This window comes from Streptomyces angustmyceticus (assembly GCF_040701845.1).
Classification (GTDB): domain Bacteria; phylum Actinomycetota; class Actinomycetes; order Streptomycetales; family Streptomycetaceae; genus Streptomyces; species Streptomyces angustmyceticus_A.
Genome location: NZ_JBFBHQ010000004.1, coordinates 391,948 through 412,022, shown reverse-complemented (window position 1 = coordinate 412,022; position 20,075 = coordinate 391,948). Strand labels below are relative to the sequence as shown.

Genomic DNA, 20,075 nt, shown 5'->3' with positions numbered 1-20,075 from the left:
AGGCCGGCGGCGGCGGCCCGGCCGCCGGGCCCCTCATGCGCCGTCCCTGGCGTGCCGGGCGATCCGGCGCAGGGCCTCGGCGAAGTCGTCGGCCACCGCCCGTACGGTCGCCTCCTCGTGGATGTCGGGGCGGTAGTGCCAGGTGAAGGCGAGCCGGCCGTCCTGCACCGCGCCGACGGCCTCCAGCAGGTGGGAGCCGCCGTCGCGGGGGTCGTGGTCCTGGCCGAAGGAACCGTGCTCGGCACGGACGAGCGTGCCGTCCGAGCCGCCGGGCCGCGCGTCCCACTGGCCCAGGTAGTTGAACACGACCTGCCCGCGGCCGGTGCGGTCCAGGCGCTCGCGCACCTCGGCGGGGCCGTGGGTGCGCAGGGCGCCGAAGCCGAGCCCGTTGCCGGGGACGGCGCGCAGCTGGCGCCGGACCGATTTGACCAGGGCCCGCCAGTCCCGGGAGGGACCGAGGTCCGCGGGGTCGGGGACCTGGAGGCCGACCGGGTAGACGGTGGTGAACCAGCCGACGGTGCGCGAGAGGTCCACGCCCTCCAGGACGTCCTCACGGCCGTGTCCTTCGAGGTCGACGCAGACCCGCTCCTGGCCGGTCCAGCGCGCCAGCGCCAGGGCCAGGGCGGCCAGCAGGACGTCGTTGATGCGGGTGCGGTAGGCGGTGGGGGCGGCGCGCAGCAGCGCCGTGGTGTCCGCCTCGTCGAGGGTCACGGAGACCGTGCGGGACGCGCCCGACGGGGTGTCGGTGTCATGGTCGACGGGCAGCGGGGCGGAGGTCACCGCCTCTTCCCAGTACGGGAGTTCGTGGTCCAGCCCGCCTTCGGCGACATGGGCGGCCAGGCCCCTGGCCCAGTCCCGGAAGGCGGTGGTGCGCTCGTCGAGCGTGACGGCGCTCCCCGCCGCGGCCTGCTGGTAGGCGGTCTCCAGGTCGTCCAGCAGGATGCGCCAGGACACCGCGTCGACGACCAGGTGGTGGGCCACCAGGAGCAGGAAGGCCGGGCGGTCCGGGTCGCCGGTGAACAGCGCCGCGCGCAGCAGCGGGCCCTGGCCGATGTCGAAGCCGGAGTGCAGGTCGTCGGCGGCCTTCTCCATGGCCGTGTCGGCCTCGTCGGACGGCAGACCGGTCAGGTCGTGCCGGACGAGGAGGCCGTCCGGCTCCGCGGGCGGCGGGTTCTGCTGGCGCCAGCCGCCGCCGTCCTCGGTGAACCGCATGCGCAGTGCGTCATGGTGCTCCAGCAGGGCGGCCAGCGCCGCGTGGAGGGCGGCCGGGTCGGGGGCACCGTCGAGTTCGAGCAGCGCCGACTGGTTGAAGTGGTGGTGGTTGGCTCGGGGAGTGGCAAGGAACCACTGCTGGATGGGGGTGAGCGGCAGGTCGCCGGTCACCGGGCCGCTGTCGGTCCGGTCCGCTCCGGTGGTGACGACGGTGGCCAGTTCCGCCACCGTCTGGTGGGTGAACAGGTCCTTGGTGGCCAGGTGCAGGCCGGCCCGGCGCAGCCGGGACACCACCTGCATGCTCAGGATGGAGTCGCCGCCGAGGTCGAAGAAGTTGTCGTCGGCGCCGACGGTGTCGAGGCCGAGGACGTCGGCCCAGATCTGGGCGATCCGGCGTTCGGTGTCGGTGCGCGGTGCGATGTGCGGGCCGGTGGTGCCGGATGATGCCGGGTCGGGGTCGGGCAGGGCGCGCCGGTCGGTCTTGCCGTTCGGGGTGAGCGGCAGCCGGTCCAGGGGGACGAAGACCGACGGGACCATGTGCGCGGGCAGGAGCCGGGCCAGGTGGTCGCGCACCTCCGGGACGGGCAGCGGCTGCGGGGTGCCGTCGGCGGGGACCACGTAGGCGACCAACCGTGCGGGGCCGGTGGGGTGTTGACCGGCCGCGGCGCGTACCGCGACCACCGCGTCCCGTACGTGCGGGCTGCGCCGCAGCGCGCTCTCGATCTCGCCGGGCTCGATGCGGAAGCCGCGCACCTTGACCTGGTCGTCGGCGCGTCCGGCGTAGCGCAGGTCGCCGTCGGCGCCCCAGCGCACCAGGTCGCCGGTGCGGTACATCCGCTCGCCGGGGGCGCCGAACGGGTCGGCGACGAACCGGCCCGCGGTCAGTCCGGGGCGTGCCAGGTAGCCGCGGGCGAGTCCGGGCCCGGCGACGTACAGCTCACCGGTCACCCCGACCGGTACGGGGCGCAGGGCGGCGTCCAGGACGTAGGCCCGGCTGGTGCCGAGGGGGCGGCCGATGGGCGGGGCGCCGGCTTCCGGGGCCAGCGGGCCGGTCCAGGTGGACACCACCGTCGCCTCGGTCGGGCCATAGGAGTTGATCATCCGGCGGCCGGGGGCCCAGCGCTCCACCAGGTCGGCGGGGCAGGCCTCGGCGCCGACGATCAGGGTGCGCAGGTGCGGCAGGGCGCCGGCGGTCCCGGGCGGCACGGTGGCCAGGGCGGCGGGCGGGACGAGGGCGTGGGTGATCCGCCGCTCGTCGAGCACCTGGGCCAGCCGGTCGCCGACCAGCGGCCCCTCCTCGCCCGTGACCAGCGTCGCCCCGGCCAGCAGGGAGACGCACAGCTCCAGGACGGAGGCGTCGAAGCTGGGCGAGGCGAACTGGAGGACCCGGTCCCCCGCGCGCACCGCGTACCGGGCGGCGGCGGCCGCGGCGAACGGGGCGAGTCCGGTGTGTGCGACCACCACGGCCTTGGGGGTGCCGGTGGAGCCGGAGGTGTAGATGACGTAGGCGGGGTGGGCGTCCGTCAGCGGCACCCGCCGGTCCGCGTCGGTGGGCGCGGTGTCGGGTCCTTCCGTGCGCCAGATGCCGGCGGGGTCGTCGAGGACCATGGCGGCGCCCGCGTCGCGCACCATGAAGTCCCGCCGCTCGGCCGGATAGGCCGGGTCCACGGGCAGGAAGGCGCCGCCGGCCTTGGTGACGGCGAGTTGGGCCACCACCGTCTCCGCCGAGCGGGGCAGCGCCAGCGCCACCACGCTCTCGGGACCGACCCCGCGGCCGATCAGGTGGTGCGCCAGCCGGTTGGCCGCGCGCTCCAGTTCCGCGTACGTCAGCTCGCGGGTGCCGTCGATCAGCGCCGGCGCATCGGGTGTACGGGCCGCCTGCCGCTGGAACAGCTCGGGCAGGGTGGCCGCGGGCACCGGACGGGCGGTGCCGCTGCCGTGGGCCAGCAGGCGGCGCAGCGCGTCGTCCGGGGCGAGCGGCAGGGCGCCGACGGGGCGGTGCGGGTCCTCGGCGATGCCGGTCAGCAGCGTGGTGAGCTGGTCGGCCATCCGCTGGGCGGTGGCGTCGTCGAACAGGTCGGTGTTGTAGGTGAGCAGCCCGTGCAGGGCGCCGGATTCGGTCTCGGCGAACTCCAGGGTGATGTCGAAGCCCGCGTGGTGGGTGTCCGGCTCGATGTCGCTCACGTCGAGGCCGGGCAGGTCCAGGGCCGCTCCGGGCGCGTTCTGGAGCACGACCATGGCCTGGAAGAGCGGGGTGCGGCTGGTGTCGCGTACGGGCTGGACCTCGTCCACCACCTGCTCGAACGGCACGTCCTGGTGGGCGAAGGCGTCGAGCACCGTCTCCCGCACCTGTGCCAGGAACGCGGGGAAGTCCGTGTCGGGGTCGACGGTCGAGCGCAGCACCAGCGTGTTGACGAAGAAGCCGATCAGGCGCTGGGTCTCGGCGCGGTCGCGGCCCGAGGTGACGGTTCCCACGGCGATGTCGCGCTGTCCGGACAGGCGGGCGAAGAGGGTCTGGGCGGCGGCGATCAGCGTGGTGAACAGGGTGGTCTGCCGGGCCCGGCCGAACTCCGCCAGCCGGCGGGCCGTTTCGGGCGGCAGGACGAGCGGGGCCGTCGCGCCGTTCCTGGTCTGTACGGCCGGACGGGGCCGGTCGGTGGGCAGGTTCAGCGGTTCGACGCCGGTCAGGCGCTGCTGCCAGTACCGCAGTTGCTCCTCGGCGGCCGCGCCGTGCGCGGTGCGCTGCCAGTGGGCGACGTCGGCGTACTGCACGGGCAGCGGCGGCAGTTCGGCCGTGGTGGCGCCGAGCGCGGCCCGGTAGAGGTGGGCCAGGTCGCCGGTGAGGACCGCGGTCGACCAGCCGTCGGTGATGATGTGGTGCAAGGTCAGCGTCAGGACGTGTGCGTCGTCCGCCAGCCGGATCAGCTGGGCCCTCAGCAGGGGTCCTTGGCGCAGGTCGAAGGGGCGGGTGCGGTCCTCGGCCAGCAGCTGTTCGAGCCGCGCCGTGCGCTCGCCGGCGGGCAGTGCCGACAGGTCGTGCAGCGGCAGCGGCACGTCCTGGGGCGGGTGGACGACCTGGATGCCCTGGCCGTCCTCGGAGTCGAAGGTGGTGCGCAGCGACTCGTGCCGGGCCGCCAGCGCGGTCAGGGCGGCGCCGAGCGCGGCGGTGTCGAGGCGGCCGCGCAGGCGCAGTGCCAGCGGGGTGATGTACTCGGTGCTGCCGGGCGCGAACGCGTCGAGGAACCACAGGCGTTGCTGGGCGAAGGACAGCGGCGGTGCGGTGTCCCGGGGTGCCGGGAGGATGGCGCCCTGCCCCGCGGGGGCCTGCTCCCCTTGCGTCAGGAGGGCGGCGAGCCCGGCCGGGGTCGGGTGGGTGAAGACCGCCCGCGGGGTGAGGTCGGTCCCGAAGGCCTCCGCCAGTCGTGACGTGAGGCGGATGCTCAGGATCGAGTCGCCGCCGAGCGCGAAGAAGTCGTCCTCCACGCCGACGTCCGGCACGCCGAGCACCTCGGCCCAGATCGCGGCCGTGCGGCGTTCAGCCTCGGTGCGCGGGGCGACCGGCGCGGGCCGGTCGGTGCCGGTGCCGGGTGCGGGCAGGGCCGCCCGGTCCACCTTGCCGTTGGTGCTGAGCGGCAGCGCCGTCAGCGGGACGAAGGCGGTGGGGACCAGGTAGTCGGGCAGCGTCTGCCGGGCGTGGGCGCGCAGCGCCTCGGTGTCGAGGCCGTCGTGCCCGACCACATAGGCGACCAGGCGCTTGGCCCCGGGCCGTTCCTCGCGGGCCACCACCGCCACGTCCGCGACGCCGGGGTGGGCGGCCAGCACGCCTTCCACCTCGCCGGGTTCGACCCGGAAGCCCCGGATCTTGACCTGGTCGTCGGCGCGGCCGAGGAACTCCACCGTGCCGTCGAGCCGTCGGCGGGCCAGGTCCCCGGTGCGGTACATCCGGCCGCCGGGCGGCCCGGAGGGATCGGCGACGAAGCGGTCCGCGGTCGCGCCGGGGCGGCCGAGGTAGCCGCGGGCCACGCCCTCGCCCGCCAGGAAGAGTTCGCCCGCGGTGCCCGGCGGCACGGGCCGCATCCGGGCGTCGAGGACATGGACGCGCATGTCGTCCAGCGGGTGGCCGATGGGGACGGTGTCCGGGACCGCGGCGGCGTCGGTCATGGCGAAGGAGGTCGCGAAGGTGGTGGTCTCGGTCGGTCCGTAGCCGTCCACCACGGTCAGGGCGGGGCAGGCGGCCAGTACCCGGCGCACGGCGGCGGCCGGGACCACGTCGCCGCCGGTCCACACCTGGTGCAGCCCGTCGAAGCAGCCGGGCGCGTCCTGGGCCAGCAGCCGGAAGAGGCCGGCCGTCAGCCACAGGGCCGTCACCTCTCCCCCGGCGGCCAGCCGCCGCAGCAGGGCCGCGTCCACGGCGCCCGGCGGGGCCACCACGACGCGTCCGCCGTTCAGCAGCGGCGCCCAGACCTCGAAGGTGGCGGCGTCGAAGGCCACCGGGGAGTGCAGCAGGACCCGTGCGCAGCCGGGGCCGGTGAAGCGGCTGTCGGTGGCGAGCGCCGCCACGTCGCGGTGGCGCACCCCCACGGCCTTGGGGGTGCCGGTCGACCCGGAGGTGAACATCACGTAGGCGAGCCGGTCGGGGTCGGCGGGCGGCAGAGCGGGCGCGGCGGCCGGTGCGGCGCTGCGGGCGGCGGTCACGTCCTCGGCGGTCAACCGGGCCGTGGCTCCCGCCTGGTCGAGCAGCATCCGCCGGCGCTCCTCGGGGGCGCGGCCGTCCACGGGCACATACACACCGCCGGCCTTGAGCACCGCCAGCTGGGCCACCACGAGGGCGGCCGAGCGGTCCATCAGCAGGGCGACCCGGCTCTCGGGGGCCAGGCCGTCCGCCCGGAGCCGGGCGGCCACCCGGTCCGACCAGTCGGCCAGTTGGCGGTACGTCACCTCTTGGCCGTCCACCTCGGCGAGGGCGACCGCGTCCGGGGTGCGGCGCGCCTGGTCGGCGAACAGGTCCACCGGCGACCCGCCCACGGCGGGGCGTGCGGCGGTGTTCCACCGGTGCAGGACCGCGCGGTCGGCGGCGGTGAGCAGGCCCAGGTCGTCCAGGGAGCGGTCGGTACCGTCGGCGACCGCGGTCAGCAGGGCCTCCAGGTGGGCCGCGGCCCGCTCCACCGTCGTACGGTCGAACAGCGCCCCGTCATAGGCGAGGTCGAAGCCGAGGCGGTCGGCGAGGTAGGCGCGCAGGCACAGCGGGAAGTTGGTGGCGTCCTCGGCGCGTACGTCCCGGATACGGATGCCCGCGTCGGCGGCGGCCGCCTCGTCGAAGGGGTAGTTCTCGAACACCACCATGCTGTCGAACAGCGCCTCGCCCGGCGGGAGTTCGCTCAGGGTCTGGATGCGGGCCAGGGAGACGAAGTCGAAGCGCCGCGATTCGCTCTGCTGGGCCTGGAGGTCGCGCAGCCAGGGCAGGACGCCCCGGCCGCCCTCGGCGTGGGCGCGGGTCGGCACGGTGTTGATGAACATGCCGATCATGGACTCCACGCCCGGCAGTTCGGCCGGGCGGCCCGAGACCGTGGTGCCGAACACCACGTCCTGACGGCCGCTGTAGCGCGCCAGCAGCAGCGCCCAGGCGCCCTGCACCACCGTGTTGACGGTCAGGCCGTTGCGCCCGGCGGTCTCGCGCAGCCGGTCGGAGACCTCGGGGGCGAGCTCCATGTGCACCAGCGCGTCCGACCGGGCGCGGTGCGCCTCGACGGGCGGCCGGTCGTAGGGCAGCGGGGTGCGGGCGGTGAACCCGGCGAGGGTGCCGGTCCAGTGCCGCTCGGCCTCCGCCTCGTCCTGCTGTGCCAGCCACTGCAGGAAGTCGCGGAACGGGCGGCGGGCCGGCGGGCGGACGGTGCGTTCGTCGACCGTCGCCGCGTACTGCGCACACACGTCGGCGAAGAGCGCTCCGGTGCTCCAGCCGTCGAGCATCAGGTGGTGCGAGGACCACACCAACAGGACCTCGTCGGCGGGCAGGGCGGCCACCGTGATCCGGCTCAGCGGGGCGGTGGTCACGTCCATCCCGGCCGCCCGGTCCTCGGCGAGCAGCCGGCCGAGGGCACGGTCGCGCTCGGCTGGGGTCAGGGTCCGCCAGTCGTGGTGGGCGACGGGCAGGGCGGCGCGGTGGTGCACGACCTGCACCGGTTGGGGCAGGCCCTGCCAGCGGACGCTGCTGCGGAGCGCCGGGGTGTGGTCGGCGACCCGCTGCCAGGCCGCGGCGAAGGCCCGCGGGTCGGCGACGCCGGCGATCCGGACCGCCATCTGGTCGAAGTAGGCGCCCGCCGAGTCGACCAGCCCGTGGAAGAGCATGCCGGCCTGCAGCGGGGTGAGCGGATGGATGTCCGCCACGTCCCGTCCGTCGCCCGCGATCAGGTCCACCTGGTGCTGGTCGAGCCCGGCGAGCGGGAAGTCGGACGGGGTGCGGCCGCCGGTCTCCGGCAGCGCGCAGTGCGCGACGATCTCGGTGAGCGCCGCGACGGTGTCCTCGGCGAGGCGGCGGACGGTGGCCTCGTCGTACCTCTCCGGCGGGTAGGTCCAGCCGAGTTCGAGCCGGCCGTCCTGGACCACGCCGGTCACGTCGAGCAGGTAGGTGCGGGTCTCGTCGGGGTCGGTGTCCTGGCCGGCGGGCGGCAGGGCGGCCCGGTAGAGACCGTCGTCGTCGGGGCGGCCGGCTGCCGCGATGTCCCACTGTCCGTGGTAGTTGAAGCCGATGCACGGCGCCGGTGCGTCGGGCAGCGGGCTCTGCGGCAGGAGGTGGCGCAGCGCGCCGTAGCTCAGGCCGCGCAGCGGCACGGCGCGCAGCTGCTCCTTGACGGACCGGACGGTGTCGCGCCAGTCCGCGTCCGGGGTGACGGACAGCGCGAGCGGGAACTCGGCGGTGAACCAGCCGACGGTGCGGGAGAGGTCCAGCTCGTCGAAGAGGTCCTCGCGGCCGTGGCCCTCCACGCCGATCAGGACGGTGTCCTGGCCGCTCCAGCGGGTCAGGGTGCGGCCGAGGGCGCTGAGCAGGACGTCGTTGACCTGGGTGCGGTAGACGTCGGGGACCTGGCGCAGCAGGGCGTCGGTCTCGGCGCGGCCCAGGCTGACGGTGAGGGTGGCGGCGGTGCCGTGGGTGTTGCCGCCCGGCCGGTCGGCGGGGAGGCCGGCCGGGGCCCGGCAGGCCCGGGTCCAGTACGCCAGGTCGCCGTCGAGGGCGCCCGAGCGGGCGTGCCGCTCCAGCCGGGCCGCCCAGTGTCCGTAGCCGCTGCTCGCCGGGGCGAGGGCGGGCGGCCGGCCGGCGGCGGCGTCGCGGTAGGCGGCCTCCAGGTCGCCGAGCAGGATGCGCCAGGAGACCCCGTCGACCACCAAGTGGTGTGCCGTGACGACGAGTTGGGCGGGGACGTCGGGCCCGCAGTCGAAGTACAGGACCTGTACGACCCGGCCCTCGGTGACGTCCAAGGAGGACTGGGCGGCGGCGGTCGCGTGCTGGACGGCCTCCTCCCGGCCGGGAGCGTCGAGGCCGGTCAGGTCGTGGCGCGCGAAGACGTCCCCGGGGGCGGCCGGCAGCACCTCCTGGTGCCAGGTGCCGTCGGTGCGGCGGAAGCGGGTGCGCAGCGCCTCGTGGTGGGCCACCAGGGCGGCGGCCGCGTGCCGCAGCGCCGTCTCGTCGCTGTGCGGGGCCAGCTCCAGCCGGTTGGTCATGGTGAAGCGCAGCGCGTCCCCGGGCCGGCGGTCGTCGAGGTACCAGTGCTGGATGGGGGTGAGCGGCGCGGGGCCGGCCGGCGCCGCGGTGCCGTCGGCGGGCGGCGGGCCCACGGCGGCGGTGCGCAGGGCGAGTTCGGCGATCGTCTGGTGGCGGAAGACGTCCTTGGAGGTGAGGCCGAGTCCGGCCCGGCGGGCCCGGGAGACGATCTGGATGCTGAGGATCGAGTCGCCGCCCAGGGCGAAGAAGTTGTCCTCGACGCCGACCCGGGGGGCGCCCAGCACCTCCGCCCAGATGCCGGCGAGGCAGGTCTCGGTGTCGGTGCGCGGAGCCGTGTACGGGGTCGTGGTGTCGGGCTGGGCGGGGGGCGCGGGCAGGGCGCGCCGGTCGGTCTTGCCGCTGCTGGTCCTGGGGATCCGGTCCAGGGGGACGAACACCGCGGGGACCATGTAGTCCGGCAGGGTGCGGCGCAGCCGGACCCGCAGCTCCTCGGCCGCGGGCGGCTGCGACCCGGCGGGCACCACGTAGGCCACCAGCCGGGCCCGTCCCGCGTGGTCGGCGGCCACCACCACGGCGTCGGCCACCGCGGGGTCGCCGAGCAGGGCGGCCTCGATCTCGCCGGGTTCGATGCGGAAGCCCCGGATCTTGACCTGTTCGTCGGTGCGGCCCAGGTACTCCAGTTGCCCGTGCCGGTCCCAGCGCGCACGGTCGCCGGTGCGGTACATCCGGGTGCCGGGCGGGCCGAACGGGTCGGCGACGAAGCGCCCGGCGGTGAGCCCGGGGCGTCCCAGGTAGCCGCGGGTGACCTGGGCGCCGGCGAGGTACAGCTCGCCCGGCACCCCGACCGGGACCGGCCGCAGGGCGCCGTCGAGCACATGGGCGCGCAGGTTGCGGCCCGGGCGGCCGATCACGGGACGCCCGGCGTCGCCGGCGAAGGGGCCGTACACGGCGTCGACGGTGCACTCGGTGGGCCCGTAGACGTTGTACGCGGTGACGCCCTCGGTCTCCCGCAGCTCCCGCCACAGCGGGGCGCCGACGGCCTCGCCGCCGACCATGACGAGGCGGGGGCGGTGGTGGTCGCCGGTGAGCAGCCCGGCGGCCAGCAGCTCGTGCAGGAAGGACGGTGTCACATTGACGCAGTCCAGGCGGTTTTCGGCGACCTGGCGGACGAAGGCCGCCGGGTCCAGGCGCACGTCCTCGTCGACGAGGTGGACCTCCTGGCCCAGGGCCAGGAGCAGCGGGCCCTCCCACGAGGTGTCGAAGGAGAAGGCGGCGCTCAGCGCGAAGCGCAGCGGCCGGCCGTCGGTGGTGTGCGGGGTGACGAGCCCGGCCAGGTGGTCGTGGCAGAGGTTGACGAGCTGGCGGTGTTCGACGGCGACGCCCTTGGGCCGGCCGGTGGAGCCGGAGGTGTAGTTGAGGTACGCGGTGTGGGCGCCGTACAGCGGCGAAGTGCGGTCGGCGTCGGTGGGGTTGTGGCCGGGCTGCCGCTCCAGGGGGACGTCGCGCAGCACGTCGGCCGTCAGGACGGTCCGCGGTGCGGCGTCCGAGAGCAGGAACGCGCGGCGTTCGGCGGGGAGTTCGGGGTCGAGGGACAGCTGGGTGCCGCCGGCCTTGAGGACGGCGAGGAGCGCCACCAGCATGTCCGAGGTGCGCGGCAGCTGCACGGCGACCACCCGCTCCGGGCCGACGCCGAGGGAGATGAGGTGGTGGGCCAGCCGGTTGGCGCGGTCGTTGAGGGTGGCGAAGTCGAGGGTGGCGTCCCGGGCCACCAGGGCGGTGGCGTGCGGGGTGCGCGCCGCCTGCGCCTCGAAGAGGTCCACGAACGTCCGGTCCGGGACGGGCAGGGTCTCGCCCTGCCACTCCTCCTGCATCTGGCGCCGCTCGGCACCGGACAGCAGCGGCAGGTCGCCGACCGTGCGGGCGGGGTCGTCCGCGACCGCTTCCAGCAGCAGGCGCAGCCGGGCGGTCGCCCGCTCGACGGTGTCCGCGTCGAACAGGTCGGTGTTGTACTCGACGTAGCCGGTGAGGCCGCCGTCGCGCTCCACGAAGTCGAAGCCGAGGTCGAAGGCGGCGTGCCGGCCGGGCGGCTGGACGGTCTCGACGTCGAGGCCCGGCAGGTGCGGTGCCTCGCCGCCCAGGTTGTGCAGGGCCACCATGACCTGGAAGAGGGGGGTGCGGCTGGTGTCACGTTCGGGCTGGAGCACATCGACGAGCTGCTCGAAGGGCACGTCCTGGTGGGCGAACGCGTCCAGGACGGTGGCGCGCACCTCGGACAGCAGCGCGGTGAACGGCAGGTCGCCGGGCACCCGGCTGCGCAGCACCAGGGTGTTCACGAACATCCCGACCAGGTGCTCCAGTTCGGGACGTTCGCGTCCGGAGGCGACGGTGCCGACCGCGACGTCCTCCTGGCCGGCCCAGCGGGCGAGCAGCACCTTGCAGGCCGCGAGCAGGGTCATGTAGAGGGTGGCGTCGGCGCGGCGGCCGGTCTCCCGCAGCCGGTCGGTCAGCGCGGCGGGCAGGGAGAACTCCAGCAGCGCGCCGTTCTCGGTGCGGACGGCGGGCCGCGGCCGGTCGGTGGGCAGCTCCAGCGGCGCCACATCGGACAGCTTCCGCTGCCAGTAGGCGAGCTGCACGTCGCCGGCGTCGGCCGCGCGGGCCCGCTGCCAGGCCGCGTAGTCGGCGTACTGGAGCGGCAGTTCGGGCAGGTCGGGGCGGCGGTCCTGGAGGGCGGCGGCGTAGAGCTCGCCCAGGTCCCGGCCGAGCACGGCGGTGGACCAGCCGTCGGTGACGATGTGGTGCATGGCCAGGGTCAGGACGTGCTCGTCGGCGGTGAGCCGGACCAGCCGGGTCCGCAGCAGCGGCCCGTTGCCCAGGTCGAACGGGAGGGCGCCCTCGCGGGCCAGCAGCGCGTCGAGTGCGCCGTCGCGGGCGTGGGCCGGGACGGTGGACAGGTCGTCCAGCGGCAGGTCGGTCGCCCGGGGGGCGTGGACGTGCTGGCGGGCGTGGCCGTCCTGTTCGGCGAAGGTGGTGCGCAGCGGTTCGTGCCGGGCCACCAGGGCGTCCAGGGCGGTGCGCAGGGCCGCTTCGTCGAGGGGGCCGCGCAGGCGCAGCACGAAGAAGGTCACATAGGCGGTGCTGTCCGGCTCGAAGGTGTCCAGGAACCACAGGCGCTGCTGGGGGAACGACAGCGGCAGTGCGGCGGTGCGGTCGGCCGCGGGGATCGCGTCGTCCGGTGCCCGTCGGGCGGTGGCCGGGTCCGGCAGGGCGGCGGCCAGGGCGGCGACGGTGGGATGGGTGAACAGCAGCCGGGGCGAGACCTCGGCGCCGAGGGCGGCGCGCAGGCGGGAGGTGACGCGGATGGCGAGGATCGAGTCGCCGCCCAGGGCGAAGAAGCTGTCCTCCGCGCCGACCTCTCCGGCGTCCAGGACCTCGGCCCACACCCGGGCGACGAGGCGCTCCGCCTCGGTGCGCGGTGCGGTGCGGTCCTCGCCGGCGGCGAAGCCGTCCGGGCCGGGCGCGGGCAGGGCGCGGTGGTCGAGCTTGCCGTTGACGGTCAGCGGCAGCGCGTCCAGGGCGACGTAGGCGGCGGGCACCATGTGGGCGGGCAGGGTCCGGGCCAGGTGGGCGCGCAGCGCGGCGGCGGACGGCGCGGCGCCCTGGCCGGTGCCCACGACATGGGCCACCAGCCGCCGCACCCCGGGGGTGTCCTCGCGCACCCCGACCACGGCCTCGGCGACGTCCGGGTGGGCGGTCAGGGCGGCCTCGATCTCGCCGGGTTCGATCCGGAATCCGCGGATCTTGACCTGCTGGTCGGCCCGGCCGAGGTACTCCAGGGTGCCGTCGGGCCGCCAGCGGGCCCGGTCGCCGGTGCGGTACATGCGGGTGCCGGGCGGGCCGAACGGGTCCGCCACGAACCGCGCGGCGGTCAGGCCGGGCCGGTTCAGATAGCCGCGGGCCAGGCCCTCGCCGGCCACGTACATCTCGCCGACGGCGCCGGGCGGAACCGGCGCGAGGCGGCCGTCGAGCACCCGGACGCGCAGGTCGGGGATGCCACGGCCGATGGAGCTGCCGGTGGCGGCGGTGACCGTGGCACGGTCGAGGGGCGCGTAGGAGACGTGCACGGTGGTTTCGGTGATGCCGTACATGTTGACCAGGACGGGCGCGGCGTCCGGGTGCCGCGCGTACCAGTCGGTGAGCCGTCCCGGGTCCAGCGCCTCACCGCCGAAGATCACCCGTCGCAGGGCCAACCGTGCCCCGGTCTCCGGGTGTTCGGCGTCGGCGCGCATCAGGGGGTAGAACGCCGAGGGCGTCTGGTTGAGCACCGTGACCCGTTCGTCGGCCAGCAGGCGCAGGAACTCCTCGGGGGAGCGGGCGACCTCGTGCGGGACGACGACGAGCCGGCCGCCGTGCAGCAGCGCGCCCCAGATCTCCCAGACGGAGAAGTCGAAGGCGTAGGAGTGGAACAGCGTCCACACGTCGTGCTCGTCGAAGGCGAACCGGTCCTGGGTGCGGGAGAACAGCCGCACCACGTTGGCGTGCGGGACGACCACACCCTTGGGCCGGCCGGTGGAGCCGGAGGTGTAGATGACGTAGGCGGGGTGCTCGGGCAGCGGGCGGCGGGCCGGTTCCGGGCCGGTGGCGGGGCGCCGTTCGAGGTCGGCGCGGACGCCGGGGTCGTCCAGGAGCAGCCGGGGGCAGGCGGCGTCCCCGAGCCGTCCGGCGACGGCCCCGGTGGTCACCAGCAGGGCCGGCGCGGCGTCGGTGAGCAGGTGGGCGATGCGGCCCTCGGGCAGCTCCGGGTCGACGGGCAGGTAGGCGGCGCCGGTCTTCAGCACCGCGACGATCGCCACGATCGTCTCCGCGGAGCGGGGCAGCGCGAGCGCCACGAAGCGCTCCGGGCCCGCTCCCGCCTCGGCCAGCCGGTGGGCCAGCCGGCCCGCCCGCGCGTCGAGTTCGGCGTAGGACAGGGTGCTTCCCGCGCAGGTGACCGCGGGGGCGTCGGGGGTGCGCGCCGCCCGGTCCTCGAACAGGTCCAGCACCGTGGTGCCGGGCCGCCCGTGCTCAGTGCCGTTCCAGTCCACCAGCATCCGCCGGCGTTCCTCCGCGGTGGTCCACGCCAGTTCGTGCAGCGGCCGGTCCGCTCCCGCGGCGAGTTCCGTGAGGAGCAGGCACAGCCGGTCGGCGAGCGCGCGGGCGGTGGCGGGGTCGAAGAGGTCCGGGTCGTGGGCGAGGTCGAAGCCGAGGCGGTCGCTGTGGTGGGCGCGCAGGACGAGCGGGAAGTTGGTCGCATCGCGCGAGGCGACGTCGAGGATGCGCACCCCGGCGCCGGACGTCCGGGCGTCGTCGAACGGGTAGTTCTCAAAGGCGACCATGCTGTCGAACAGCGCGGTGCCCGCCGGGACGTCGCTGAGCGAGGTCAGCTGGGCCAGCGAGACGGCCTCGAAGCGCCGGGACTCGGACTGGGCGTCCTGGAGGTCCCGCAGCCAGTCGGCGGCCGTGCGGTCCTGGTCGACCCGTACCCGGGTGGGCAGGGTGTTGATGAACATGCCCACCATGGACTCGACGCCGTGGAGGGAGTCCGGGCGGCCGGACACGGTGGTGCCGAACACCACGTCCCGCTCGCCGCTGTAGCGCGCCAGCAGCAGCGCCCAGGCGCCCTGGACGAGGGTGTTGAGGGTGAGTCCGCTGCGGCGGGCGGTGTGCAGCAGCTCCTCGGACAGCTCGACGGGCAGGCTCGCGGTGACCACCGCGGCCGAGCGGGCCCGGTGGGCCTCGCGGGGCGGGCGGTCGCAGGGCAGCGGCGTCGGGGTGGCGAAGCCCGCGAGGACGGTGCGCCAGTGCTCCTCGGCCTCGCGCCCGTCCCGGCCGGACAGCCAGCGGACATAGTCGCCGAAGGGGCGGCGCACGGGCGCTGTCCGGTCCTGGCCGGCGACGAGGGCGGCGTACTCCTCGCACACCTCGGTCAGCACCTGCGCCAGGCTCCAGCCGTCCAGGATCAGGTGGTGCGAGGTCCACAGCAGCCGCAGCCGGCCGCCGGGCAGCCGGATCAGGGTGAGCCGCATCAGCGGCGCGGTGCCGAGGTCCAGGCCCCGGGCGAGGTCCTCGGCCTGGAGCCGGGCGAGTTCGGCTTCCTGCCGGTCGTCGTCCAGCTCGCGCCAGTCGACGTGGACGGTGGGCACGGTCGCCCACCGGTGCACGATCTGGAGCGGTACGGGCACGTCCTCCCAGACGACGGAGGTCCGCAGCACCGGTGTGCGGTCGGCGATCCGCTGCCAGGCCCGGGCGAACGCCTGCGGGTCCGCGACGCCGTCCAGCAGCAAGGTGGCCTGGTCGAGGTAGACGTCGTCCGACCCGCCCATCAGCCGGTGGAAGAGCATGCCTTCCTGGAGCGGGGTGAGCGGGAGGATGTCCTCGACGGCGCGCCCGTCCCCGGCCAGGCGGTCCACCCCGGCCTGGTCCAGCCGGGCGAGCGGGAAGTCGGAGGGGGTGCGGCCGCCCGCTTCCGGCCGTGCGCAGTGGGCGGCGATCGCTGCCAGCGCACGGGCCGTGCCGTCCGCCAGCTCCTGGACCGTGCGCTCGTCGTGCACCTGGTCGCTGTAGTGCCAGGTCAGTTCCAGCTCGCCGTCGGCGGCCACGGCCGAGACGTCCAGCAGGTGGTCGAGGGGTGCGTCGGCGGCCTGGTCGCGGCCGGGGACCTCGCCGGCGGGTGCGAAGTCCCGGCCGGGGGCGCTCTCCCACTGGCCGTGGTAGTTGAAGCAGACCTGCGGCAGGGGCAGTTCGCGCAGGGCGCGGGCGCCCGGGTCCGGTGAGCCCAGGCGGGCCAGCGCCTCGTAGCCGAGGCCGCGGCGCGGGACGGCCCGCAGCTGTTCCTTCACCGACTTGAGCGTGGCGCCCCAGTCCGGCTCCGGTGAGGCGGCGTCCAGGGTGAGGGTGACCGGGTACTGGGTGGTGAACCAGCCGACGGTGCGGGACAGGTCGGCGGCGGAGCCGGGCGCGTCCTGGTCGTCGTGGGCGTCGATGTCCTCGCGGCCGTGGCCCTCCAGGGCCACCGTCACCCGGTCGCTGCCCGCCCAGTCGGCGAGCACCCTGCCCAGCGCGCTGAGCAGGACGTCGTTGACCTGGGTGCGGTAGACGCCGGGCACCCGGCGCAGCAGGGCCTCGGTGGTGTCGCGGTCGAGGCGGGCGCGTACGGTGCGGACCGAGCCGGCGTGGGCGGGGCCGGGGCGGTCCACCGGCAGCGGGGTGCGTACCGCTTCGCTCTCGGCTCTCCAGTACGCCAGGTCGCCGTCGAGTCCGCCGTCCCGCACCTGCCGGGCGAGCTGGGCGGCCCAGTCGGTGAACGGCGTGGTGGTGGGCTCCAGTTGGACCGTCTCGCCCGCGGCGGCCCGGCGGTAGGCGCCCTCCAGGTCGGCGAGCAGGATGCGCCAGGAGACGCTGTCCACCGCCAGGTGATGGGCCGTCAGGAACAGCTGGGGCCGGCTGCCCGGACCCGCCGGGAACAGGACGGCGCGCAGCAGGGTGCCGGTGGCGGCATCGAGGCCCGCGCGGGCGGCATCGGCCGCTTCGGTGAGCGCGGCGTCCCGGGCGTCGCCGGTGGTCCGGGACAGATCCCGGACGGCCAGGAGGCCGGGCGCCACGGTGTCGACGGGGTGCTGGCGCCAGGTGTCGCCGGTGCAGACGAACCGGGTGCGCAGCGCCGGGTGGTGGGCGGCGACCGCGTACAGGGCGCGCTCCAGGGCGTCCCGGTCGAGGTCGTGCGGCAGGTCGAGCAGCATCGACATGCAAAAGCGGCGCCGCGGTCCGTGGGTGGCGAAGAACCACTCCTGGATGGGGGTGAGCGGGGCCGGTCCCTCGTGGTGCGGCTGCTGCGGTGCGGATGCCGGGGCGGTGCGCAGGGCCACGGCGGCGGCCAGTTCGGCGACGGTCTGGTGCAGGAAGACGTCCCGGGAGGTCAGGCGCAGTCCGGCGGCGCGGGCCCGGGAGACGGCCTGGATGCTGAGGATGGAGTCGCCGCCGAGTTCGAAGAAGTTGTCGGTGACGCCCACCTGGGCGAGGCCGAGCACCGCGGACCAGATCCCGGCGAGCTCCCGCTCGGCCGGGGTGCGCGGTGCCACGAACTCCCGCTCGCGCGGGGCCGCGTCGAGGTCGGGGGCGGGCAGCGCGCGGCGGTCCAGCTTGCCGCTGGTGTTGAGCGGCAGGGCGTCCAGGACGACGAAGGCGGCGGGCACCATGTGGCCCGGCAGGGTGCGCCCCAGGGCCGTCCGCAGCTCGGAGACGGCCGGCGCACCGCTTCCGGCGGCAGGCACCACGTAGGCGGCGAGCCGGGCGTGGCCGCGCTCGCCGGCGACGGCGACGACCGCCGCCTCGGCGACGGCGGGCAGGTCCAGCAGCGCCGCCTCGACCTCGCCGGGCTCGATGCGGTGGCCGCGGATCTTGACCTGGTCGTCGGCGCGGCCGAGGTAGTCGAGCCGTCCGTCGGCGGTCCAGCGGGCCAGGTCGCCGGTGCGGTACATCCGGCTGCCGGGCGGCCCGAAGGGGTCCGCCACGAACCGCGCCGCGGTCAGGCCGGGCCGGTGGAGATAGCCGCGGGCGAGCTGGTCGCCCGCCAGGTACAGCTCGCCGCCGACACCGGGCGGCACCGGCCGCAGGCGGTGGTCGAGGACGTGGGCGCGCACATTGGCCAGCGGCCGGCCCACCACCGGACGGGCGGTGCCGTCGATACGGCAGGCCAGGGCGTCGACGGTGCACTCGGTGGGACCGTAGAAGTTGTAGGCGGCGACGTCGTCCAGGCCGGCGAGTTCCCGCCACAGCGCGGGGCCGACGGCCTCGCCGCCGAGCATCAGCACCCGGGGGTGGTGGCGCGGGTCGGTGAGCAGCCCGGCGGGCAGGAGCTGGCGCAGGTAGGAGGGGGTCAGGTCGAGGAAGTCGATGCGGTGCTCGACGACGTACTCGACCAGGGCGGCCGGGTCGAGCCGGGTCGCCTCGTCGACCAGGTGCAGCCGGTGGCCGTCGGCCATCAGCAGCAGGCCCTCCAGGGAGGTGTCGAAGGAGAACGAGGCGGTCAGGGCGGTCCGCAGGGGGCCGCCGCCGGCCTCGGCGACGAAGCCCTGCCGGTGGCCGGCCAGCAGGTTCATCAGCGCACGGTGCTCCACGCACACGCCCTTGGGGCGGCCGGTGGACCCGGAGGTGTAGATGACGTAGGCGGTGTGGCCGGGGCGCAGCGGGGCACGGCGGTCGGCGTCGGTGGGGTCGTGCGCGGGGGCCGCGGCCGGTGCCGCGCGCAGGGCCGCCTCGTCGAGCACCAGCGCCGGCCGGGCGTCGTCGAGCAGCAGGCGCGTCCGCTCGTCGGGGAGTTCGGGGTCGACCGGCAGGTACCCGGCGCCGGTCTTGAGGACGGCGAGGATCGCCACGATCATGTCGGCGGTGCGCGGCAGCCGCAGCGCGACGAGCTGTTCGGGGCCGGCGCCGCGGTCGATGAGGTGGTGGGCCAGCCGGTTGGCGCGGGTGTTGAGGGCGGCGTAGTCCAGGGTGGCGTCCCCGGCCACCAGTGCCGTGGCGTGCGGGGTGCGGGCCGCCTGCGCCTCGAAGACGGCGGGGTAGGTGGTGGGGGCGACGGGCAGTGCGGTGTCGTTCCATTCGGTGGTCAGCCGGCGGTGTTCCCGCTCCGACAGCAGGGACAGTTCGCCCAGCGGACGGTCGGGTTCGGCCGCGACGCCGCCGAGCAGCAGGACCAGTTGTTCGGCCATCCGTGCGACGGTGGTCGCGTCGAAGAGGTCGGTGCGGTACTCCAGCAACCCGGTCAGTCCGTCCCCGTCGGGGACGAACTCGACGCTCAGGTCGAAGGTGGCCGCGCGGCGGGGCACGGTCACGGTGCCGGCGGTGATCCCGCGCAGGGCGGGGGCCGCGGGCGGGGCGGGGTGGAGCAGGACCATCACGTCGAAGAGCGGGTTGCGGCCCGCTTCCCGTACCGCCCCCGCGGCCTCCACGAGCCGCTCGAAGGGGGTGTCGCCGTGGGCGAAGGCGTCGAGGACGGCGGTGGCGGAGGTGTCCAGCAGCTCGCGGTAGGAGCGTGCGGTGTCGACGGGGGCGCGCAGCACGACGGTGTTGACGAAGAGGCCGACCGCGCGCTCCAGTTCGGTGCGTCCGCGACCGGGGGTCAGCGAGCCGACGGCGATGTCGTCCTGTCCCGACCAGCGGGCGAACAACGCCTGGCAGGCGGCGATCAGCGCCGCGAACAGCGTGGTGTGCTGCTGCGCCGCCACCTCCCGCAGCCGGGCCGCCGTGGCCGCCGGGACCCGGAACGCGTGGACCGCGCCGTCACCGGCCTCCTCCCCGCTGCGGGGACGGTCGAGCGGCAGCTCCAACGGCACGGCCTGGTCGAGCTGCTTGGCCCAGTACGAGAGCTGCTCCGCCAGCAGGGCGCCGGACAGCCGCTCGCGCTGCCACACGGCGAAGTCCGGGTACTGCGTCGCGACGGGGGCGAGCGCGGGGGTCTCCCCGTGGGCCAGGGCGTCGTACAGCGTGCACAGTTCGTCCAGCAGCACGCCCATGGACCAGCCGTCGGTGACGATGTGGTGCGCGGTGAGCAGCAGGACGTGCGCGTCGTCGGCCAGGCGGATCAGCAGGGCCCGCAGCAGCGGACCGGTGCGCAGGTCGAAGGGGCGGGAGTACTCCGCCAGCAGCGCGTCGTCCAGCGCTGCGGTCCGGTCGGCCGCGCCGGACGCGGGGGCGTGCTCCGCCGCCAGGTCGCGTACCGGCAGCGGCACGGGGGCGGCCGGGTGCACGGTCTGCACGGGCCGGCCGTCGATGTCGTCGAAGGTGGTCCGCAGGGACTCGTGGCGCTCCAGTACGGCGTCCAGCGCCCGGGACAGCGCGGCCCGGTCCAGTGCGCCGGTCAGCCGCAGGGCGACCGCGCTGTTGTAGCGGGAGTCGCCGGGCCGGAGCTGGTCGAGGAACCACAGCCGCTGCTGGGCGAAGGCGAGCGGCAGGGGCTGCGACCGGTCGGCGCGCGGGATCTGCTGCCGGGCCTTGGCGGCGGCCGGCGGGGCCTGGCCCGCCAGGCGGCGGCGCAGCGCCTCCTGCAACTCCTGGGGCAGGGCCGCGGCACGGTCCTTCTTCGAATGCGAAGACGTCATGTCGTCGTTCC

At 75.6% G+C, this 20,075-nt stretch carries 1 protein-coding gene; it reads right to left on the bottom strand.

What is annotated here, in order from left to right; all coding sequences use genetic code 11:
* Nucleotides 1-33: 33 nt before the first annotated feature.
* Nucleotides 34-20,064 carry a non-ribosomal peptide synthase/polyketide synthase gene (locus tag AB0411_RS12560; protein WP_366417247.1) on the bottom strand — a complete coding sequence of 6,677 codons (20,031 nt, stop codon included), beginning with the start codon at nt 20,062-20,064 and terminating at the stop codon, nt 34-36.
* Nucleotides 20,065-20,075 lie beyond the last annotated feature (11 nt).

What these genes read in the sequence shown, in the direction of transcription:
- AB0411_RS12560 (WP_366417247.1), bottom strand. Translation starts at nt 20,064, where the DNA reads ATGACGTCTTCGCATTCGAAGAAGGACCGTGCCGCGGCCCTGCCCCAG.